The organism is Cupriavidus sp. USMAHM13 (assembly GCF_001854285.1).
Lineage (GTDB): Bacteria > Pseudomonadota > Gammaproteobacteria > Burkholderiales > Burkholderiaceae > Cupriavidus > Cupriavidus malaysiensis.
Map to the genome: position 1 here is coordinate 457,644 of NZ_CP017751.1, position 22,139 is coordinate 479,782.

The window sequence follows — 22,139 nt, forward strand, 5'->3', positions numbered from 1 at the left end:
GCACCGGCGGCCTCATCGACGCAGTTTGTACGAGATCGATCCCATGGAAACCGCTGTCCACTCCCTGCACTTTCTTTGCCGCGCCGAGGAAGTCCCCGCCAACACCGCTCGCCGCGTCGACATTCCCGGCTTTCCCGCACTTGCCGTCTTCAACCTGGACGGCAGTTTCTTCGTCACCGACGACCGCTGTACCCATGGTGAAGCCTCGCTGTGCGAAGGAGAGATCGATGGCGACCTGGTCGAATGCCCGTTCCACCAGGGCACCTTCGATATCCGCACCGGCAAGCCGACCGGGGCACCGTGCCGCATTGCGCTCAGGACCTACGACGTGACGGTCGAGCAAGGCGGTGTCCACATCCGCCAACCGGAATGAGGTCGCCTTGATGTTCCGTATCCATCTTGAAGGCACCGCCGGCGGCTTTGCGTGCCACGCCGGCGATACGGTGCTGCGCGCCGGCCTGCGCGCAGGTCTCGCCCTGCCCTATGAATGCAATGTCGGCGCCTGCGGGACCTGCAAGTTCGAACTGCTGCAGGGTGAGGTCCTCAACCTGCGCGAGAACGCGCCGGGCCTTTCGGCGCGTGACCGCGCCAAGGGCCGGCTGCTGGGCTGCCAGGCCCGTCCGCTTGGCGACTGCACCATTAAGCTGCGCCTGGATGAGGCCTGCCGCCCGGCTGTGCTGCCTGCCATGCGGCTGGCGGAACTGACCGGGACACAGGACCTGACACACGACATCCGCGAGTTCCACTTCCGGGCGCAAGGGCGTGCGCAGTTCCTGCCGGGCCAGTACGCCCTGCTGCATCTGCCCGACGTCAACGCGCCGCGTGCGTACTCCATGTCGAATATTGCGAACGCGGACGGTCACTGGCATTTCCAGATCCGCCGCACGCCCGCTGGCGCCGCGACCGGGGTGTTGTTCGACCAAATGCGCATCGGCGACCGCATCGAGATCGATGGGCCATACGGCATCGCATACCTGCGTACCGACATAGCGCGCGACGTGGTCTGCATCGCCGGCGGCTCGGGCCTGGCGCCTATGCTGTCGGTTGCCCGCGGCCTTGCGGACAGCCAGGCCATGCACGCGCGCCGGCTCCATTTCTTCTATGGTGCACGCACGCCGCGGGACATCTGCGGCGCAGACCTGTTGCGGCAGCTGCCGGGGTTCGGCGAACGGATGGCCTACTACGCGACCGTCTCAGCCCCCGCCGCCGGGAATCCGCCATGGCATGGCCACACCGGCTTTGTCCATGAACTGGTGCGCGACACGCTGGCACCAGCCCTCGCAGACCACGAGTTCTACCTCGCCGGTCCCCCGCCCATGATCGAGGCCGTCGAGCACCTGCTGCTGGTGGAGCACGGCGTGCCGCAGGGCCAGATCCATTTCGATCGCTACTTCTGATGCTTGCGCTGAGCCTGCTCGATGGCGTCGGCCTGCTTGCCGCCGCCCTGACGACGGGCGCCTTTGTCCCGCAACTGCTCAAGATCTGGCGCTCGCGTTCCGCCGCTGACATCTCATACGGGATGTATATCGCGTTCATTGCCGGCGTCATGCTCTGGCTCGGCTATGGCGTCGCCATCGGATCGATGCCGATGGTGGTCTCGAACGCCGCCGTCCTGCTGCAGGCCGTCGCCATCCTCGTGCTCAAGCGCCGCTTCGAAGCGTGAAGCCCGCGCGCGGGCCAGGCGTGCTGCGGATACGTGTTTCACCTTATCCCCGTAGATAGCCGGCCGGATTCTCCGCAGCGCCCCCCACGCCTAAGCTGACCATTCGACAAGCCAGACAGGAGGAAGACCACATGTCCCCGGATACGCCCACTGCGACCATCACCGTCCCGCCTGTGGACCACGTCCATGTCAGCCGCTACACGCGCGGCGTGATCGGCCCCAGCCTCGAGATGCTGGGCCCGGTCCGCGACGGCGGCCGCATCTCCACCGGCACTCCGCCGGGCTGCTGGGGCCCGATGATCACGCCCATCTTCGAGGGCGGGCACGAGGTCACGCAGCCCGTCGCGATCGAAGGCGCCGAAGTCGGTGATGCCGTCGCGCTCAAGATCCTGCGCTGCGACGTGACGTCCGAAGCCACCTCTTCCGGCGTCATGGAGTTCGTGGAAGGACGCTATCTCGGCGATCCCTTCGTCGCCAAGCTGTGTTCGGCCTGCGGCACGCCGAGCCCGGCCAGCCACGTCGAAGGCATCGGCGACACGGCGATCCGCTGCAATACCTGCGGTGCCGAGGTCAACGCCTTCCGCTTCAGCAACGGCTATGTGATCGTGCTGGACCGGACCAATGGTGTGTCGCTGACCGTGGACCGCGCAGCCGCCCAGCGCATCGCCGCCATGCCGGGCGCGCACGCCTTGCTGCCGGAGCGCTCCGAGCAGCATTCGATCCTGTCGCTGGCACGTGCCGACATGGCCGGCGTGGCCGCCCACATGCAGCCATTCCTCGGCAATATCGGCACGCTGCCGTCTACCGATATTCCGGACTCGCACAACGCCGGCGATTTCGGCGCCTACCTGGTCGCCGCGCCGCACCGCTTTTCGCTGACTCAGGAGCAGCTCGACCAGCACAAGACCGATGGCCATATGGACACCAACTCGGTACGCGCGGGCGCGATCGTGATCTGCCCGGTCAAGGTGCCCGGCGCCGGCGTCTACATGGGCGATATGCATGCCCAGCAGGGCAACGGCGAAATCGCCGGGCATGCGACCGACGTAGCCGGCGAGGTCGAGCTGGAAGTCGAGGTGATCAAGGATCTCGCGCTGGACGGTCCGATCCTGCTGCAACGTCCCGATGACCTGCCGCCGATGGCCCGCCCGATGAGCGCGGCGCAGCGCGCCCACGTACGAGCACTCGCCGCGCGCTATGGCCAGGGTGAGATCGAATGCAATGGTCCGATCACCTTCATCGGCTCCGGCACGACGCTGAATGCGGCAACCAAGAACGGGCTCGATCGCGCAGCGAAGGTCACGGGCCTGCCCTACGACGAGATCCTCAACCGCGCCACGATTGCCGGGTCGATCGAAATCAGCCGCTTGCCGGGCGTCGTACGCGTGACCTTCCTGTGCCCGATGGCGGTGCTGGACCGCCTGGGCATCGGTCACCTGGTACGCCGCCAGTATGGATTGGAGGATGCGCCCGCGCAGCACGCCTGAGCGGGCCGCCTGATCATTGCACGAGAAAAAACGAGGAGCAACAATGAACGTACCCCATGAGCAATTGCGCTGGGCAAGCAAGTTTCCCGAGCTGGGACTGGAGCCCATTCCGGTCGAGCCATGCATCTCGCCGGAATACTTCGAAAAGGAAAAGGAGCAGGTCTTCATGAAGATCTGGCTCAAGGCGGGCCGCGTGGAAGAGATTCCCAATGCTGGCGATTACAAGGTCAAGAAGATCCATTTCGCCAAGACCTCGGTGATCCTGATCCACGGCAAGGATGGCAAGATCCGCGGTTTCCACAACACTTGCTCGCACCGGGGCAACAAGGTGATCGTGGAAAGCGGCGAGGAGACCTTCGGCCGCAGCAAGGCAGCCGTGGTGACCTGCCGCTTCCACGGCTGGGTCTACGACGCGCAAGGCCAGATCGCCCACGTGCCGGAGGAAGAACGCTTCTCACCGTGCTGGGAGAAGGCCTCCAATGGCCTGACCCCGGTCCATACCGACGTCTGGGAAGGCTTCATCTTCATCAATCTGTCCAAGGAGCCGGTCGACTCGCTGCAGAACTACCTGGGCGGCATGGGCAAGCACCTGGCAGGCTATCCCTTTGCTTCGATGAACCGGTGCTTCAGCTATCACACGACGCTCGACTGCAACTGGAAGATCGCGCTCGATGCGTTCTCCGAGGCGTACCACGTTTCGACGATCCACGCCGGCTCCTTCCCCAATGCCTTCTCGACCGGCCTGGCGGACGTGGAGCTGTTCGGCGACCACCGTACCACCGGCATCTGCCTGACGCTGGACGCCACGCCGACACCGATTGCCGCGATGGCCAACGAGATCACAGGTGCCTCCCTGGTTGCCAAGCGCGGTGCATCGATGCTGCCCGCCTCGGTCAACCCGAGCCGCCGCGAGGATTTCTCTTTCGAGCTCAGCGTGGTGTTCCCCAACATCCTGATCCACATCTCCGAAGGCATCTGGTTCACGCACCAGTTCTGGCCGATTGCCCACAACCGTACGCTGTGGGAAGGCAAGTACTACGTGCCGGCCCCCAAGACCAACAGCGAGCGCTGGGCGGTGGAGTTCGCGCAGGTCCTGCAGCGCAACGCCTGGCTGGAAGATACCGCCACGATGGAGGATACGCACGCAGCGCTGGAGTCCGGCGCGAAGACGCATATGGTTCTGCAGGACGAGGAGATCCTGCTGCGCCATGGGTACAAGGTGCTGGAGCAATACATGACCGCCAAGCAGGAGTGAAGACGCCATGAACGCCATGAACGCCGTGAACGCCATGAACACGAGTTTGCCGAAGGATTTCGAGATGCTGGAGCCCCTGGTGGCCGATTGGGCCCTGCAGACGCAGGATGCGCGCCAGGCGCGGCGCAAAGCCTCCAGCCGTGGGGAACTGCAGTACTTCTACGACAACATGCTGCCGCGGATGCCGGCGATCCTGAAGTACCTGGATCGTTATCCGCTGGGTGAACTGCCGCTCGACGTGTCGCGTCTGCTTGCGCTGTCGCTGTCGATGGCCGAGGTGGCGCCTCACATCGAGCTGTACGGCGGCAGTCCGGGCGTGCCCTACGCCTTCGAGGAGTCGCGCTTCGTGGCCGAGCACGGACAGTCCGTGCTGTAGGCGGCCGCCAGGCATCCACTTCGCCACCACCTGCCGCCGGCTTTTTGGCCGGCGGCCTTTCATCCCGCCATGACATAGCCCGCCATGACATCCGCGACCCTTTCACAGCGCCTGCGCAGGCTGGAAGCCATCGAGGCCATACGCCGGCTCGTTGGCGAGTACGCACGCGGGGCCGACCGTCGCAACGATCCCGGCATCCTGGGCCCACTGTTTCATGAGGACGCGGTCTGGGAAGCGGAAGGCTTCGGCCGATGCGTGGGCCGCGAGGCCATCGCCGCGCACCTGGCGCAGATCGGCACGGAGCAGATCGTCTGGAGCCTGCACTACATGGTCTCGCCGGTAGTCGAAGTCAACCCGGATCTGCGCTCCGCCCGCTGCCATTGGTACCTGTGGGAACTGGCGCAGCTCAAGGAAGACGGCGCACACCGCGCCCACTGGATCGGCGGTTGGTACCACAGCGAACTGACCGAGGCCGACGGTATCTGGCGCTTCCGGCACGTGCAGCTGGACCTGCGGCTCGTGCATCCGAACGGAGAGGACTGGGTGCCCACGGCGGCATGAGATGCCGTCCGCGAGGCCTGCTTGTTGCGCTAGGCGGCCTGCGCGGCGCAGCCGGGCAACAATACGTGGCAGCGGGTTTCGCGGACCCCGCCGTTCTCAGGCGCGGCTGCCTCGGTCATCCAAAGGTGTCCGCCATGTGATTCAACGATGGACCGGCACAGCGACAGGCCGATTCCCAAGCCCTCGCGCTTGGTTGTGAAGAAGGCGCCGAACATCTTGTCCGGGCTGATGCGCGGCAGGCCGTGGCCCGTGTCTGCGAGTGTCATCTTGATGCGGCCCGAGGATTGCCGTCCCACGGAGATCCGCAGGCGCCGGCAGTCGCCCTGTGCCTGTTCGATCGACTCGATGCCGTTGACGGCAAGGTTCACCACAACCTGCTGGATCAGCACGTCGTCGCACTCCACCCAGCATGGCTGCGCATCCATGTCGTACTCGAGCGTCACGCCCGCATGCCTGGCGCGCACACCGATCAGTTCGCCCATATCCGCCGCAAGCCGGCGCAGGTCGGCTGTGCGGCGTTGATAGTCGCTCTTGCAGGTGAAGTTCCGCACGGTATTGACGATCTTGCCGGCGCGTTCCGCCTCGTTCTGCGCGAGTTCGAGCGCCCGCAGGATGCCCGCTTCGGAATAGCTGCCCGACTGGATCTGGCGCCGGCAGCCGGCCACGAAATTGAGAATGGCAAAGAACGGCTGGTTTAACTCATGCGCCAAGGCCGCAGCCATCTCTCCGGTGGTCGACAACCTGGCGATATGGCCGAACTGGCGCTCGCGTGCGTGGGCCAGCTCCTCGTCCTGCACGCGGCTGGTGATGTCGCGGAAATTGATCAGGATGCCCGCCACGGCAGGATCGCGCACGAGGTTCCGGCATGTGGCTTCGTGGACGCGCCAGAGGCCGTTCCGGTGCAGGATCCGATAGGTCAGCGTGGTGTCCGCCTCCGGCGGCAGGCTGCCCAGGATTTCGCGGAACCGCTCGCCCTCTGCCTCGCTGACGAAGTCATAGACCGAACGGCCCGTGGCAAAGCGCGGCGGCACGCCCAGGAGCGGCAGGATGGACGGGCCCGCAAACCGTATGATGCCGTCTACCGACAGGATCGCGATGCCGTCGGCGGAGCGCTCGATGAGGCGGCGATAGTAGCGCTCTTTTTGCCGCAACGCAGCCTCTGCCTGCTTGCGTTCGGTGATGTCGCGCGCAATGGCGAGGACCCGGACCACGCCATCCAGCGTGATGGGCTTGAGGCTGACCTCCACCGCCGTCTCCGCGCCGGCACGGTCCCGGATCACCCATTCGAACAGCTTGTCCTCCGGGGTGGTCGCGGCCTCGCGGACGAGCCGCAATCCCTCGTCGTTGTCGTACGGAAAGTGGTTGCGCGTCAAGTCGCCGATCGCCATCCGGCGCAGTTCCTCGACGCTGCAGCCATACACCTCGCAGGCCTTGCGGTTGGCATGAAGGATCTCACCGCTGTCCTTGTCATGGATGACCATGACGTCGTTCGCGTAGTCGAACACGTCCCGATAGTTGGTGGAGGCGGTCATGTGTGAATCCGGAATAGCTACGGACAACTGGCGCGGCGTGCCGCTGGCGCGTCAAGCGTATGCCAGAAGCCGTCGTCCGCGCAAGCCGGTGTGGCGGTGCCCGCACCGGACGGAGGCTGCATTCGCGACGATCCCATAGCGCGATAAGGGATAGCGCTTATCGCCGTACATGGACGGACCGATCCCAAACTGCGCGAGCGCCGCGTACGCTCACGTCAGGCCTCGCATATGTCTGGGCCGGAAAAAATCATAACCATTCCATGGAGGAGACAATGCAGGCAAAGAGGGATCTTGCCGCCAGCGTGGAAGACCACGCGCTGGAGGCTGTACCGGAAGGCAGCCGCAAGGGCTGGCTATCGCTGTCATGGAGCACCGTGGGGATCGTCACGACACTGGTGCAGCTGTTCATCGGCGCCCTGACCACGTTCGTGGCCGGGCTCCATATCGCAGTGCTGGCTGGCATCACCGTGGCGGTGATCGGCGCCCTGCTTGGCTGGGGCGTCGGCCATGTTGCGTATCGCACGGGCCTGTCAAGCACCGTGCTGTCTCGCCACCATGGTTTTGGCAGCAAGGGATCGGTACTGACCGCCGCGGTGTTCGGCTTCATGATCATCGGCTTCCTTGCGCTGGAAAACGCCTTGCTCTACAAGGGTTTTCTGTTCTACCTGAACCAGCCGGACACACTGTCCAACCGCGTGATGATCTACGGCGGGCTGACGCTGGCATGGGTGGTCATCACCGCCTTCGGGTTCGGCCTTGTCTCACGCGTGTCCTCGTGGATGCTGGTCGCCTTCCTGGCCGTGCTGGCGTACATGGTGTTGGAAGTGATCGCCGTCTCCGGACAGAGCTGGAGCGCCGTCTTTGCATTCGGCGCACAGTTCCCGCCGAATGCCCTCAAGGCGCTCGGCGCCGCGACGGATTTCGGCAAGTTCGCTTTCTGCGTCAACGTCATGGTGGGTTCGGCCGGGGCGCTGGCCCTGATCGATGCCGATCTCGGGCGCTATGCCCGACGCTCGCGCGATATCGCGATCGCGGCGCTGCTCGGCAATCTCTTCATGGATGTGATCATGCTGGTGGTCGGCGGTGTCGTCATGTACGCCGGCATGGCGGCATTGACGGAGTACTACGTCGGCACCGGCATGTCACGCAGTGCAGCCCAGGCAGCCGCGTTGCAAAGCCCGGACAGCGTCGCGGCCGCCTTCATCGTCTTCGGCGGCGTTGCCGGCACCGTGCTGATGGTACTGGCGCAGTCGAAGGCTCAGGTGCTCAATGTCTACAGCGCGTCGCTGTCGCTCACCAACCTGTTTGATGCTGCGTTCTCGTGGCGTCCCGGCAGGCTCGTGTTCGTGGTACTGGCCAATGCCATTGCCCTGGTGATGCTTGCTGGCTCCATCCTTGCGTGGTTCAACACCTTCATCACGGTGCTTGGCATCCTGACCACGAGCTTCGCCGGCATCATCGTCGCTGACTACTTCCTGGTGCACCGCTTCGTTTCCTGCGCCGGCCCGCAGGCCGGCAGCCGGTCCGGCTTCAACTGGGCGGGCATCGTCACCTGCGCCGTCGCCTTTGTGCTTGCGCACTATGTGCTGGTTGAATGGATGCCGGTCGAGTTCTTCGTCTCCATCAGCGTCTCACTACTTCTCTACCCGGTGCTGCGCATCGCTTCCGTGCGGCGTCAACGGGATACCGCGTCTTCCGTCAGCCTCGGCTAGCCCGGGCACTCCTGCCAGTGGCGATCCTCCCGGCCGCTGGTCCACCCATCGGTAACGTGCTGGTGCGCTCCGCCCCTATCTGCGCACAGTCGAAACATAAAGCCATGACGATGATTTCAAGAAAACTGCTCGGCCGGCTCCTGCCTGGCCTGGCCGTGACGTGCGCCGCAACCGCGCACGCCCAGTCCTCGGTCACACTCTATGGTGTGATGGATGCCGGCATTACCTACGTCAACAACCAAGGCGGCCACGCCAACTGGCTGCTGGACACCGGCATGCTCTCCCCCAACCTGTTCGGGCTGCGCGGCAGCGAATCGCTTGGCGGCGGCCTCAAGGCGGTGTTCACGATCGAAGGCCAGTATGCGCTCGACAACGGGGCCAGCATCGGTGGCCTGTTCGGCAGGCAGACGTTCGTCGGCCTGTCATCGCCCTGGGGCACGCTGACGCTCGGCAGGCACTACGACTTCAGCTTCGACATGCTGGCCGTACTGCGCTATGGCCCCTCCTTTCCGTTTGTCAGCCTGCACAACCTCAGGCATGGGCCGTTCGGGGGGCTGGGCATTCCCAACATGCCAGGCGGCGCGATGGACTTCGACCGCGTCGGCGGAGCCGAGCGCATCCCCAACTCCATCAAGTTCAGCAGTGCCAACTATGGCGGACTCACGTTCGGCGCCTTGTATGGCCTGGGCGAGCAACCCGGAAGCTTCAGCCGCGACCGCGCCTACAGCGCCGGTGTCGGCTACGAGCGCGGACCGTTCGCGCTCAGCGCGGCGATCACCGAGGTCCGCTACGCCGCCATCAACAATGGCAACGACGGCATTCGCACCTGGGGCCTCGGCGGGCGCTACGCACTGGGCACGAGCAACATCAACGCGCTGTACACGAACACGCGCAATACCTTCACCGGGGGCGGCGTGCAGGTACTGCAGGCAGGCGTAACCATGCCGGTCGCACCCGCAACCACCGTGCTTGCGGACTATCAGTACCAGTGGGCCAATGCCGCGCTGAACCGCAACCACGCGCATCAGGTCGGCCTGACCTTGGATTACGCCTTCTCGCGCCGCACCGACACCTATCTCGGCGCCGTCTACCAGCGTGGCAGCGGCACAGGTGCCGCTGCCTGGATCCCGGGGTTGATGATCGGCTCCGACAACAAGAGCCAGGTGCTGGTACGAGCCGGGATCCGGCATGTCTTCTGACCGTGAATGACTCTGTTTTCCCGCAATGCGCGGCGCGCATCCGCTGCGTCTGACTCTTTATTACTCACACAAGAAGGAGGAACAGCCATGGCTGAACTGAATGCCAAACAACTGCTCGATCTGGTGAACAGCCGTCGCGTCGCCGACGGCAACGAACGCGTGCGCGCCATCACGGCGCGTATCGTCGGCGACCTGTTTCGCACCATCGACGAGTGCAACGTCTCGCCCGACGAGTTCTGGGCCGCGGTCAAGTGGCTGACGCGCCTTGGCCAGGCCGACATGATCGGCCTCATTACCGCAGGTCTCGGCTTCGACCGCCTGCTCGATATCCGCGAGGACGAGATCGACCGCGCCGCCAGCCGCTCCCTGGGCACCCCCCGCGCGATCGAAGGCCCGCTCTACATTGCCGGCGCGCCGCTGCACCAACGCGAGGTACGTCTTGATGCCGGCAACGAGGACAGCGGCACGCCCTTCGTCATGGAAGGCCAGGTGCTGGGCACGGATGGCCGCCCAGTGCCGCATGCCATGGTCGATGTCTGGCACTGCAACGCCTCCGGCCGCTACTCGCACTTCGACCCGTCCCAGCCGGCCTACAACCTGCGACGCCGCATCGAAGCCGACGAGCAGGGCCGCTACCGCTTCCGGAGTTTCCTGCCGCCCGGCTACGCAATTCCGCCCAACAGCCCGGTTTCGGAACTGTTCGAGAAACTGGGCCGCCACGGAAACCGGCCGGCCCACATCCACTTCCTGATCTCGGGCCAGGACAAGCGGACCCTGACCACCCAGATCAATCTGCCCGGCGATACCTACCTGGACGATGACTTTGCCTTCGCCACCCGCGATGGCCTTGTGGTGGAACTGCAGCAGGTACAGGACCCGACCGGCTATGAGTCGCTCGGCATCAGTTCGCCTTTCGCCCGGGTGCAGTTCGACTTCCGGCTCCAGGATGCAGCCAGCGATCGCGAAACGCGCGCCGCCAGCCGCTACGAGACGGCGCTCGGCTAGGCGTCGAGCGCACGCCCGGGCCGCCTTGACACTACCTGGGTACGACTCTCTTCCATGGCCGGCGTGCCCCGCCGGCAGAGATCTCCCGCCCGTTGGTTCCGACAACAACAATAACAACAGCGTGTTCATACCGCACTCGCCGGGATGGTCGGCTCTACGGCAGGCGATCGCCGGTGAAATTGCGATGCATGCGGCAGCAGCACCCGCCTGAGCGGTGCAATGGTGTCCGGGGCCGGGTCCGTGGCCGGGCTGGGGCGCGGCATCATCCAAGTACTTGCTTTGCCAGGTACCGCGAGAGCCCGATCTGTGGCGCCTTACGCCGGACAGGCCTTCCCCGCCACCGAGCCATTCGCCCGGCCAACAAAAAACGCCCCGCACAAGCGGGGCGTTTTTCCAGGCACCGGCAGCCCTCACTGCGACAACCGCGTCACCTTCAGTGCCGGATCGGCCGCGATGGCCGCTTCGGAGAACGGCAGCCGGTTCCAGTGCTTGCCCGAGTACGCACGCATCTGGTCGAACGCGTGCGGCGAGGCGTGGTCGGTCGATTCGCCGTAGGTGAGGATGGCGTCGGCGACCGGGCCCTGGTCGTCGAAGGTCACGGTCTGGATGTAGCTGGTGCCGAAATACACCGGCAGCCCCTTCGGCCCGATCGGCAGGGTTTGCAGCTTGTTGAGCACGCCTTCGTATTCCTCGCCGCCGTGCAGGGCGATGGAGCCGTCCGGTGCGTGCGCGGCCTGTACCGTGCCCAGCGGCGCATCCAGCGCGAAGCCCGCCTTGCGCACCGCGCCCACGGCTTCCTTCAGCGCCTTGAACACCGCCGTGCGTACCGTCGCGTCGTTCATGCGCAGGCCGCGCGGCGTGTGGACCGGGTCGGCCGGGTCGAACTCGACGGCGTGCACCTGCGCGATGTCCTTGGCGCGCATCCAGAACTCGCGGAACAGGTGCGCGGCGCGGGCGTCGGCGTTGCTGGTGCGGTTCCACTGGCCGAGGGCGGCGCAGCCGTCGCGCACGTCGGCATCCGGGGCCGGCGTGGCCTTGCATGCCGCGAGCAGGTCGCCCAGCACCAGTTGTCCCGCCAGGTTGGCATTGCTGAAGATCATCGCCTGCAGGTTCGGCAGGTCGATGCGGTTGCCGGGCAGTCCGTCGGTGCCGGCCAGGCGGCGGCCGATCTCGATCAGGCCGATGCGCGTGCGCAGCCGCTGCGGTACGTCGACCGAGCCCATCACCGGCGAGAAGCCGGTCAGTTTCTGCGCCGGGTTGGTCAGCCACGAGCTGTCATTGCTGTTGGCGACGTAGTCGTCGCGCTCGAGCACCGGCATGCGCGCGGGCGCCACCAGCCCGGGTACCGGCGAAGCCGGATCGACCTGCCAGTTGCAGGTGCCGCGCGAGCCGTCGAGCAGCACCAGGCCCGCGTCCTTGAAGAGTTTGCCGGCCAGCGGCGACGGGGCACAGCGCTGGAGCTCCGCGGCCGGCACGTCCGGCGTGGTCGACACGTCGGCGAACAGTGCGCGGCCGTTGCGGTCGGTGGCGATGGTGTTGACCCAGGGAATGCCCAGGTTGCCGATGGCCTGGCGGATGCCGGCCACGTCCCGGGCCTGCCCGATATGCAGCCAGCTGTCGACCGAGCGCGTGTTGTTGCGGTTGGCGTCGCGCAGGGCGTAGGCCTTCTGCGTGGTCCACGGCATGCCGCCGCTCGGCATCGACAGCACCGGGCCGTAGATGGTGTCGTAGAAGGTGTGCGTGCGGCGCTCGAGGCGGCCGTCCGGCAGCTTCACGTCGAAGGCGACCGTGCGGGTGGTCATCTTGTGCGGCGTGCCGTCGACCAGGTAGGTGGTCGGGTCGCCTTCGGCCAGCTTCAGTTCGAACAAGGTGAAGCGGCGGCCGGTGGAGACGGTGTGCGTCCACGCCACGTCCTTGTTGAAGCCGATGCTCACCACCGGGAAGGCCGCGATCGAGGCGCCCATCACGTCGAGCTTGCCGGGCACCGTCAGGTGGACCTGGTAGAAGCGGTTGGTGGTCGTCCACGGGAAGTGCGGATTGCCGAGCAGCACGCCGCGCCGGTTGGCGGTGGCGTCAGCGCCGAAGGCCCAGCCGTTGGAGCCGATCGGCATGTCGCGCAGCTGCAGTTCGCGGTCCAGCGCCACGGTGTCGACGGCCTGCGGCGGAATCTCGCGCTCGGCCACCGGCGTGCGGCCCGGCGGCTGCGCGGCGACGATGCCCGCCAGCATGGCGCCGGCGCTGGCCTGGATCGCCTTCTCTTCGCCCATGCGCATCATGTCGCCCAGCGTGAGCGGACGCACCCAGGCGGCATTGCGGCAGGCGGCCGGGAAGTTGGCGGGCGGCGTGTCCTTGAGATAGCGGTTGAAGCCGGCGATGTAGCCGCGCAGCAGCTCGCGCGCCTCGGGCGACATCTGCGCATAACCGGCGCGCAGGCCGTCCTCGTCGAAGATGCCCTTGAAGAAGGCGTCCGACTGCAGGTTGGGGATCGGCTTGAACGAGACCGTCACGGTGCCCTCGGGCCCGAAGGTCTTCGAGCGCTCGCCGTTGACGGTGACCACCTGGTCGGCCAGCAGGCACAGGTTGTCCTGCGCGTAGGCATAGGCCATGCCATAGCCGAGGCTGGCGTAGTCGTTGGCGCGGATATGCGGAATGCCGAAGCCGGTGCGGCGGATCTCGGCGGACAGGCCGGTGTCGCTGAGCGATCCCCAGCGGCCATCGGTGGAACTGGCGCAGCCGGCCAGCGCCGCGAGCGCGGCCATGGCGAGCGTGCCGCGCAGCGCGAATCCCTGCATCATGCGTTGTCTCCTGTTGTCGGTCTTGTCTTGTGTCGCTCTAGTCTTGCGGCGGCGCGCAGGCGCAGCCACCGCCGTATCGTCGACTGGGGCCCGCCCGGAGGAAAGAGGTATTCCCGCCAGAGTTGGGGTCAATCCCGCCACGCAGGAGGCCTCCGCCCCGCCTCCCCCTATACTCTGCGGCATGCCGACCATCGACCTGCTGACCTTTCCCGACGCCGGCCTCTCCACGCTGGCGACCGTCGCCGACACCCTCGGCGTGGCCAATGCGCTCGCCTCCATGCATGCCGGCAAGCGTGCCGATGCCGCCAGCCCGGTGTTCGGGTGGCGGCTGGTCGCGCGCGACCCGGCCCGCTGGCAGGCCGCCGCCGAGACCCTGGCCTGCCGCTGCCAGCCGCTGCCGGCAGACGACGCCGCGCTGGGCGACGCGCTGGTCGTCCCGCCCCTGCATTTCGACCACATCAGCACGCTGGAGCAGCGCCTGGCCCTGCTGGAGTGGGAACGCGCCACCATCCGGCGCTACCTGGACGCCGGCAGGCTGGTGGCCTCGTCCTTCACCGGCGTGGCGCTGCTGGCCGGCGCGCTGCCCGCCGGCCGGCGCCTGACGGTGACGTGGCTGATCGCCGGCTGGCTGCACGGCAACTACCCGCAGCTGAAGGTGGTGGCGGAGCAGGCCATCGTCAGCAGCGGCAACGTGCTGACGGCGCGCGCGATGGAGCACGGCGTGGCGCTCACGCAGCGCCTGGTCGGCCGCCTGGCCGACACCCGGCTGGCACGCACCCTCGGCCAGGCCGTGCTCGACCACCCGTCGCGCGGCGAGTCCACCGCCATCTGGCTGCGCAGCAAGCCCGCCATCCGCACCAGCGTGGTACTGCGGGCGCGGCGCTACCTGCAGCAGCACCTGCACGAGCCGTTCGACCTGGCTAAGCTGGCCGCCGCCGCCTCGACCAGCGAGCGCACGCTGCTGCGGCATTTCACCAAGACCCTGGGCACCTCGCCGCTGCAATTGCTGCACCGGCTGCGCGTGGAGCGCGCCTGCCACCTGCTGGAAGTCAGCACGCTGAGCCTGACGGCAATCGCCGAACAGTGCGGTTATCACGACATGTCCGCCTTCCGGCGCCTGATCCGGCGCCACACCGGCCAGCCGCCGGGCGCCCACCGGCGCGCGCATTCGGTGCGCGCCGAGCTGCGCGGCTGAGGGGCGGGGCGCTGCACAGCGCGCTCCCACCTTCCCCACCCCCTGATCAGGGAAACCTATAAGCCAGAACTACCCGGACGGGTGGGACCGGGCCGGCCGCCCGCTGCCTACACTGCAGGCACAACGATAAGCCACCGGAGACAGCCATGACCGACCACCCCGCCCGCCACGGTCCCTGAGCGGCCGCCCCGCGCCGGCCGCAGCGCCGGCTGCCTGACGCACCAGACGTACCGCTTGCCACCTGCCACGCGCTCCGCCTTCGCGCCGGAGCGAAGGCGTCCTTTTGCTCCTCGAAAAGCGAGACTGCGCATGAGCACCTCATACGATCCCGACCCCGCCGCCGGCACGCCGCCGGCGCCTGCCCACGCCGGCGCGGCGCGGAAGCTGCTGATCAACATCGACAACGGCGGCACCCTCACCGACATCTGCGTGATGGGCGGCGGCGAGGTGGTCCGCACCAAGACGCTGACCACGCCGCACGACCTGTCCCAATGCCTGTTCGACGGCCTGCGCAAGGCCTCGGAAGCCGTCTACGGCCACGAGGACCTGGAAGCCTTGCTGCTGTCCACGGCCGCCATCCGCTATTCCACCACGCAGGGCACCAACGCCCTGGTCGAGCGCAAGGGGCCGCGCCTGGGCCTGGTGGTGGGCGGCACGCTGTCGGTCGAGCAGGTGCGCGCCGCCGACGGCGCCGCCGCGCTGTTCGACAGCGTGCTCGGCGACCGTGCCGTGGCGCTGCCGAGCGGCCTGCAGGACGATGCGCTGGACGACGAAGCGGTGCGCCAGGTCGGCGAGCTGGCGGCGGCGGGGGCCAACCGCCTGGTGGTGGCGATCGGCGGCCCGCGCCGCGCCGCCCTGGAGCAGCAGATCAAGCGCAAGCTGCTGCGCACCTTCCCGCCGCACCTGCTGGGCGCGCTGCCCATCCTCTACGCCCACGAAGTGGCCGACGACGCGGACGACGCCCGCCGTACCTGGACCGCGCTGCTCAACGCTTTCCTGCACCCGGCCATGGAGCGCTTCCTGTACAGCGCCGAGCAGAAGCTGCGCGAAGCGCGCGCGCAGAGCCCGCTGCTGGTCTTCCGCAACGACGGCCTGGCCGGGCGGGTGGCCAAGACCATCGCGCTGAAGACCTACAGCTCGGGGCCGCGCGGCGGCATGGAGGGCACGCGCGTGCTGGCCGCGCACTACGGCTTCGGCCACCTGCTGTCGATGGACATCGGCGGCACCACCACGGACATCGGCCTGGTCGATGCCGACGGCGTGCGCGCCGACCGGCGCGGCCGCGTCGAGGGCGTGGCCACGGCCTTCCCTCTGTGCGACGTGGTCAGCGCGGGCGTGGGGGGCAGTTCCATCCTGCGCGCCGACGGCGCGGCGATCCGCGTGGGGCCCGACAGCGTGGGCAGCGCGCCCGGACCGGCCTGCTTCGGGCTGGGCGGCACGCTCGCCACCATCACCGACGCCTTCCTGCTGTCCGGCCTGCTCGATCCGGATTCCTTCTTCGGCGGCAAGCTGCGCCTGGACCAGGAGCGTGCCCGGCAGGCCGTGCACACCCATATCGCCGATCCGCTGCGCATGGGCGGCCAGGAGGCCATCGCGGCGATGGAAGCGGCCTGGGTGGCCAAGGTGGCCGACAGCCTCAAGGCCTATGCAGAGATCCGCCCGGACACCACGCTGGCGGCCTTCGGCGGCGCCGGCGCGCTGGTGGCCTGCCGCGTGGCCGAGGCGATCGGCGTGCGCCAGGTGCTGATCCCGGGCCTGGCAGCCGTGTTCTCGGCCTACGGCATCGGCTTCTCGGACGTCGGCCACACCGTGTCGGCGCCGCTGGCGCAGGCCAGCGACGCCGCCCTGCAGGAGGCCGCGACGGTCCTGCGTGCGCAGGCCGAGCGCGCCATGTTCGGCGAGGACGCCGCCATCGACGACTGCGCGCTGCGCTACACCCTCGAAGCAGTGACGGCCGACGGCGAGGTCCAGGCCCATGCGCTGCCGGACGGCGCGGCCCGGACGCTGCCGCGTGGCCTGCCCGTGGGCGCGGCACTGTCGCTCTCGCTGACGGCGGTCAAGCCGATGGACCGCCCCGCCATGACGGGACGCTTCGGCGGCACCAGCCAGCCGGCCGTGCCCGGTGGCAGCCGCCGCGTGGCCGTGGGCGGCCGCGAGTCCGAGCTGCCTCTGTACCGCGTGGAAGACCAGCCCAAGGGCGTGGCGGTGCGCGCCGCCGGTCCCGCGGTGCTGGAGGAAGCCTTCTTCACCGGCCGCATCGATGCCGGCTGGACCTTCGAAATCAACGCCAGCGGCGACATCCTGCTCAGCCGCGGCACGGAGAGTGTGCAATGAACGTCCTGATCACCGAGACCCTGCGCATCAACCTCGACAGCGAGCAGTGGGAGTGCCGCCGCTGCGGCCATGTGCACGGTAGCGCGCGCGACAACTACAAGCGCGGCCTGCTGGTGTACGACCGCGATCCGCGCGAGATCCACAAGCCGCTGCTGGATACGCGCCTGTACGCCCGCACCTATTCGCCCGATCCCGACTGGTGCCGCATCCTGGAGTACTACTGCCCCGACTGCGGCACGCTGGTGGAGGCCGAATACCTGCCGCCCGGCCATCCGCCGCTGCACGACATCGAACTCGACATCGACGCCCTCAAGGCGCAGTGGAAGGACCGCCCCGAGATGCAGGAGCCCGCGCAGGCGCCCGACCTGGCGCTGGAGCGCGTCAAGCTGCAGCGTGCGCTGCACGCCGCCGCGCACCATCCGCGCCACCTCGGTGCGCCGGCGGACGCCGGCTCCGCGCCTTCCACGCCCGATACCCCCACCCCCTGACCCGACCACGGAGCCACAGATGAAACGCGTTTCCGTCGACATTGGCGGCACCTTCACCGACTGCTTCGTCGCCTGGGGCGAGCAGTGCGTGGAAGGCAAGGCCCTCACCACGCACCACAACCTCGCCGTGGGCTTCAACGACGCGCTGGCCGATGCCTGCCGGCAGCTCGCGCTGACGCCCCAGCAGCTGCTGCCCGAGGTGGACTCGGTGCGCTACGCCACCACGCTGGGCACCAACGCGCTGATCGAGCGCAAGGGCCCGCGCGTGGGCCTGCTGGTCACCACCGGTTTCAAGCACACCGTACCGCTGTCGCGTGCACGCGGCTATGGCGAGGGCTTGAGCGAGCCGGAGCAGATGGACATCCCGAACGCCGCCCGCCCCGATGCCCTGGTTCCCATCCCGATGATCCGCGAGGTGCGCGAGCGCGTCGACTACCTGGGCCAGGTGTTCTGGGCGCTGGACGAAGACGATGTGCGGCTGCGCATCCGCGAGCTGGTCGACGCCGGCGCCCAGGCGCTGGTGGTCATGTTCACCAACAGCGTGGTCAACCCCGCGCACGAACTGCGCGTGCGCGAGATCTTCCTGGAGGAATACCCGGCCCACATGCTGGGCGCGGTGCCGGTGCTGCTGTCGCACCAGGTGGTGGGGCGCAAGGGCGAGTACGCGCGCGCCACCTCCACCATCGTCGACGCCTTCCTGCACCAGATCATGTACCACGGCCTGGGCACGCTCGAACTCAACCTGCGCCAGCAGGGCTACCTCAAGCCGATGCTGGTCAACCACAATTCGGGCGGCATGGCCCAGCTCAACTCCACCGATGCGCTGCAGACGGTGCACTCGGGGCCGGTTTCCGGCATCGCCGCCAGCGAGTACCTGGCGGCCGCAGCCGAGCTGGGCAATGTGGTGGCCACCGACATGGGCGGCACCAGCTTCGACATCGGCATCGTGGTGCAGGGCGGGCTGAAGTTCTATGACTTCAACCCGGTGATCGACCGCTGGCTGGTCAGCGTGCCGATGGTGCACCTGGTGGCGCTGGGCGCCGGCGGCGGTTCCATCGCGCGCTACGAGCGCATGTACAAGACCGTGGAGATCGGGCCGCAGTCGGCCGGTTCCGATCCCGGTCCGGCCTGCTATGACCGCGGCGGCCAGCATCCCACCGTGACCGATGCCGACCTGCTGCTGGGCTACCTCGACCCGAAGCACTACGCCAACGGCCGCATTCCGCTCAATGTGCGGCGCGCCCGCCAGGTCATGCGCGACGCCCTGTGCGATGAGCTCGGCCTCGACGTGATCGAGGTCGCCAAGCTGGTCAAGAAGCAGGTCGACGCCGCCATGGCCAACGGCATCGCCACCGAGCTGCGCACGCGCGGCTACGAGCCCAAGGACTTCACCGTGCTGGCCTACGGCGGCAACGGTCCGTTGCATGCCTGCGGCATCGCTTCCGCGCTGGGCGTCAGCAAGGTGCTGGCACCGCCGTACTCGTCGACCTTCTCGGCCTGCGGCGCCGGCACCGTGAACCAGATGCACATCCACGAGATGAACACCTGGACCGTGCTGTTCAATCCGAATACGCGCAGCTTCTTCGGCGACTTCGACGCCTTCAACCGCGGCGTCGAGGAACTGGAGCGGCGCGGGCGCGAGGACCTGGTGCGCCAGGGGCTCGACCCGGCACTGATCCGCTACCGGCTGGAGCTGGACATGCGCTACGGCAACCAGCGCGTGCAGACCGCGGTGGTCACGCCGCTGGCGCGGCTGCGCTCGCAGCGCGACGTGCTGCAGCTGATGGAGCTGTTCCACGCGCGCTATGGCGAGCGCTTCGGCGAAGGCTCGCAGAGCCCGGAGACCGGCGTGCGCATCAATACCCTGCGCGTGTGCGCCTATGTCGAGCAGCCCTCGGTCCGCTTCGCCAGCCTGGCCATCCGCGGCGAGCCGCTGGCCCCGCCGGAGCCGGTGGCCTGGCGCGAGTGCCACTTCGTCGGCCACGACGCACCGCTGCAGACCGCGGTGTACGACGACCGCGCGCGCGCCGAAGGCACGCAGATCGATGGCCCCGCCGTGATCACCACGCGCGCCACCACCTACCTGGTCGAACCCGGCTGGACCTACCGCGCCGTGGCGCAGGGCGGTGCCTGGTTCCTGCGCCGGTAGGCGCCGCACGACACCTTGCGCAAGGCCGTGCGCACGACACCGCATACGACGCCGCTCGCGACGATGCAGACGCCGATGCCCACGGCGGCGCACACGACAGAACAGATGGAGACGGAGTTCAGCATGTCACACGAAAGCAATGCCGAAGAGCGCGCCCTGCTCGACAAATTCCTCGCCGACAACACGCTCTTCCTCGGCCCGGATCCCGAGATCATGCGCAACCACAGCGTCCTGCCGCGCTCGCCGCAGGAGGATGCCGTGCTGCGCCGCGGCCTCGACCCGCACCAGGTCCACCATGTGCGCGGCCTGATCAACGCGGCCCTGTCCGAGGCCTTCACCATGGTCAACCAGATGGGCGCGGCCCCGGGCGCCAAGTGGGGTGACCTGGTCACCGCCATCTATACCGCGCAGGGCGACCTGTCGATGATCGCGCCGCACGGCATCATCGCCTTCGCCGCCTGCTGCTTCTATCCGATCCGCTTCATTGTCAAGAACTGGACCAACGACCCGACGGTGGGTGTGCGCGACGGCGACGGCTTCATCCACAACGACGCGCGCTACGGCGGCATCCACAACACCGACCAGTCGATGATGATGCCGCTGTACTACCGCGGCGAACTGGTGTGCTGGCTGTCCTCGACCATCCACGAAGGCGAGAACGGCGCCACCGAGCCCGGCGGCCTGCCGGCCGCGGCGGAGAGCAAGTACGACGAGGGCATCAAGATGCCGCCGTTCAAGATCGTCGAGAACTTCGAGCTCAAGCGCGACCTCGTCACCTTCCTGCAGAACTCGGTGCGCGATCCGCGCCTGCAGCTCGAGGACATGAAGGTCAAGCTGCACGCCGTGCTGCGCCTGCGCGAGCGCATCATCGCCATCCTCGACCAGTACGGCCGCGACGCGCTGATCGGCACGCTGCGCACCCACCTGGAGGATGTCGAGGGCGAGATGCGGCGGCGCATCGGCGAGCTGCCCGACGGCACCACGCGCGTGCTGCAGTTCATGGACTCCACGCTGCGCGAGAACGCGCTGCAGAAGATCTCGTGCGCCATCACCGTCAAGGGCGAGCGCATGACCATGGACTTCCGCGGCTCCTCGCCGCAGTTCCTCAACCGCTCGGTCAACACCAACCTGGCCTCCTTCAAGGCCGCGCTGTGCACCGGCCTGCTGCAGAACATCTGGCCGGACCTGCCGCACACCATGGCGGTGCTGTCGCCCATCGAGATCCTGACCGACCGCAACTCCATCCTCGATGCCGAGGGCGAGATGCCGCAGGCGATGAGCCTGATGCCGCTGTTCAAGGGCTGCGTGGTGTGGACCATCCCGATGAACAAGCTGAGCTACAGCCTGCCGCACCGCTACTCGGCCATCATCGCCTCGCAGTACGACCAGGCCGCCACCTTCATCTATGGCGGCCTGACCCAGCACGGCGACGTCACCGGCAACTTCTGCGCCGACATCAACGGCAACGGCCAGGGCGCGCGCAGCCATGCCGACGGCGAGCACTCGATCTCGCCGGTGTTCGGCTTCATGTGCGATACCGGCGAGCACGAGGTGGCCGAGGAAGACACGCCCATCATCCGGCTCGGCGCCCAGCGCCTGGCCAAGGACCGCATCGGCTGGGGCAAGTACCGTGGCGGCATGGGCTACGAGCAGATCGCGACCGCGCGCGGGTCCGGCCTGTGGGGCTTCATGACCGGTTGCGAGGGCTCCAAGTTCCCGTCGGCGCAGGGCCTGTTCGGCGGCTATTCCTGCCCCAGCTACCAGCTGATGAAGATCAAGGGCATCAATATCTTCGAGGTGCTGAAGGCCGCGCCGAAGACGGTCGAGGTGTTCGACATCGTCGAGCTGATGAACAAGCGGCCGATCCCCGGCGCGCAGTACAGCAGCCACGACATGGGCATGACCTTCGAGCTCTGCAACGAGGGCGAGATCTACATGATCTGCCAGGGCTCGGGCGGCGGCTACGGCGACGTGCTCGAACGCGATCCGGAGCTGGTCATGCAGGACCTGCGCGAGGACCTGATGTCGCACGAGAACGCGCGCGACATCTACCGCGTGGCCTACGACGCGCAGACCCTGGTGGTGGATGTCGAGGCCACCACCGAGCTGCGCGCGGCGGCGCGCCGCGAGCGCATCGCGCGCGGCAAGCCCTTCGATGCCTTCTGCCGTGAATGGGTCAAGCCGGAACCGCCGGCGGGCCTGCCTTACTTCGGCAGCTGGGACGATCCGAAGACCATCTACATGACCACCATGGGGCAGCGCGTGAAGGTGCCGGCCGAGCAGATGCAGGGCGCCTTCATGCTCAACCCCAAGGACGTGCGCATCGCCGAACTGGAGGCGCGGCTGGCCGCGCTCGAGGGCGGCGCGCCGGCGCTGCCGCGCTGAGGC

General features: G+C 67.6%; 17 protein-coding genes. 15 read left to right on the forward strand and 2 right to left on the reverse strand.

Going from position 1 to position 22,139, the window contains the following annotated elements:
- Window positions 1-43 precede the first annotated feature (43 nt).
- The 7 genes from BKK81_RS02065 to BKK81_RS02095 all read left to right on the forward strand — a co-directional run bounded on the left by BKK81_RS02065 (window position 44) and on the right by BKK81_RS02095 (window position 5,342).
- On the forward strand, window positions 44-373 hold the full coding sequence (locus BKK81_RS02065) for a non-heme iron oxygenase ferredoxin subunit (RefSeq protein ID WP_071010547.1): 330 nt from the start codon (window positions 44-46) through the stop codon (window positions 371-373).
- A 10-nt stretch (window positions 374-383) separates the two neighbouring features.
- Window positions 384-1,397, forward strand: coding sequence for a 2Fe-2S iron-sulfur cluster-binding protein (locus tag BKK81_RS02070; protein WP_071010548.1), 1,014 nt, complete (start codon window positions 384-386; stop codon window positions 1,395-1,397).
- On the forward strand, window positions 1,397-1,663 hold the full coding sequence (locus BKK81_RS02075) for a SemiSWEET transporter (RefSeq protein ID WP_071010549.1): 267 nt from the start codon (window positions 1,397-1,399) through the stop codon (window positions 1,661-1,663). The genes BKK81_RS02070 and BKK81_RS02075 overlap by 1 nt, the downstream gene beginning before the upstream one ends.
- A gap of 131 nt (window positions 1,664-1,794) precedes the next feature.
- Window positions 1,795-3,150 carry an acetamidase/formamidase family protein gene (locus BKK81_RS02080; protein ID WP_071010550.1) on the forward strand — a complete coding sequence of 452 codons (1,356 nt, stop codon included), beginning with the start codon at window positions 1,795-1,797 and terminating at the stop codon, window positions 3,148-3,150.
- 43 nt (window positions 3,151-3,193) lie between these two features.
- Window positions 3,194-4,405, forward strand: a complete 1,212-nt coding sequence (locus BKK81_RS02085) for an aromatic ring-hydroxylating oxygenase subunit alpha (protein ID WP_071010551.1) — start codon at window positions 3,194-3,196, stop codon at window positions 4,403-4,405.
- A 7-nt stretch (window positions 4,406-4,412) separates the two neighbouring features.
- The gene (locus BKK81_RS02090; RefSeq protein ID WP_197523942.1) at window positions 4,413-4,781 is read left to right on the forward strand and encodes a hypothetical protein; all 369 of its coding nucleotides are present in this window, start codon (window positions 4,413-4,415) and stop codon (window positions 4,779-4,781) included.
- Between the two features lie 84 nt (window positions 4,782-4,865).
- The gene (locus BKK81_RS02095; protein ID WP_071010552.1) at window positions 4,866-5,342 is read left to right on the forward strand and encodes a nuclear transport factor 2 family protein; all 477 of its coding nucleotides are present in this window, start codon (window positions 4,866-4,868) and stop codon (window positions 5,340-5,342) included.
- 29 nt (window positions 5,343-5,371) lie between these two features.
- On the opposite strand, the gene BKK81_RS02100 is transcribed toward BKK81_RS02095, so the two are convergent.
- Complete coding sequence (locus tag BKK81_RS02100; protein WP_071010553.1) at window positions 5,372-6,874, reverse strand: PAS domain S-box protein; 1,503 nt, start codon at window positions 6,872-6,874, stop codon at window positions 5,372-5,374.
- Between the two features lie 260 nt (window positions 6,875-7,134).
- Between BKK81_RS02100 and BKK81_RS02105 the strand changes: the two genes are divergently transcribed.
- From BKK81_RS02105 to BKK81_RS02115, 3 genes are all read left to right on the forward strand, one after another.
- Window positions 7,135-8,586 (forward strand): purine-cytosine permease family protein, encoded by a 1,452-nt coding sequence (locus BKK81_RS02105; protein WP_071010554.1) that lies wholly within the window; start codon window positions 7,135-7,137, stop codon window positions 8,584-8,586.
- Window positions 8,587-8,603: 17 nt separating this feature from the next.
- Window positions 8,604-9,785, forward strand: a complete 1,182-nt coding sequence (locus BKK81_RS02110; RefSeq protein ID WP_231907961.1) for a porin — start codon at window positions 8,604-8,606, stop codon at window positions 9,783-9,785.
- 87 nt (window positions 9,786-9,872) lie between these two features.
- Entirely contained in the window at window positions 9,873-10,790 is a 918-nt protein-coding gene (locus BKK81_RS02115; RefSeq protein WP_071010555.1) for a dioxygenase family protein, read from the forward strand.
- Window positions 10,791-11,200: 410 nt separating this feature from the next.
- Here BKK81_RS02115 and BKK81_RS02120 read toward each other — a convergent pair whose 3' ends face one another.
- Window positions 11,201-13,585 carry an acylase gene (locus tag BKK81_RS02120; RefSeq protein ID WP_071010556.1) on the reverse strand — a complete coding sequence of 795 codons (2,385 nt, stop codon included), beginning with the start codon at window positions 13,583-13,585 and terminating at the stop codon, window positions 11,201-11,203.
- A 181-nt stretch (window positions 13,586-13,766) separates the two neighbouring features.
- Between BKK81_RS02120 and BKK81_RS02125 the strand changes: the two genes are divergently transcribed.
- The 5 genes from BKK81_RS02125 (at window position 13,767) to BKK81_RS02145 (ending at window position 22,136) form a co-directional block, all read left to right on the forward strand.
- Window positions 13,767-14,780: a GlxA family transcriptional regulator gene (locus tag BKK81_RS02125; RefSeq protein WP_071010557.1), complete on the forward strand. Its 1,014-nt coding sequence runs from the start codon at window positions 13,767-13,769 to the stop codon at window positions 14,778-14,780.
- A gap of 309 nt (window positions 14,781-15,089) precedes the next feature.
- Entirely contained in the window at window positions 15,090-17,114 is a 2,025-nt protein-coding gene (locus BKK81_RS02130) for a hydantoinase/oxoprolinase family protein (RefSeq protein ID WP_083383877.1), read from the forward strand.
- A complete protein-coding gene (locus tag BKK81_RS02135) occupies window positions 17,111-17,602 on the forward strand; it encodes an acetone carboxylase subunit gamma (protein WP_071010558.1) in 492 nt (163 codons plus the stop codon). Before BKK81_RS02130 ends, BKK81_RS02135 begins: the two co-directional genes overlap by 4 nt.
- Window positions 17,603-17,621: 19 nt before the next feature.
- Window positions 17,622-19,751: a hydantoinase/oxoprolinase family protein gene (locus BKK81_RS02140; protein ID WP_071010559.1), complete on the forward strand. Its 2,130-nt coding sequence runs from the start codon at window positions 17,622-17,624 to the stop codon at window positions 19,749-19,751.
- A 123-nt stretch (window positions 19,752-19,874) separates the two neighbouring features.
- Window positions 19,875-22,136 carry a hydantoinase B/oxoprolinase family protein gene (locus BKK81_RS02145; protein ID WP_071015920.1) on the forward strand — a complete coding sequence of 754 codons (2,262 nt, stop codon included), beginning with the start codon at window positions 19,875-19,877 and terminating at the stop codon, window positions 22,134-22,136.
- Window positions 22,137-22,139 lie beyond the last annotated feature (3 nt).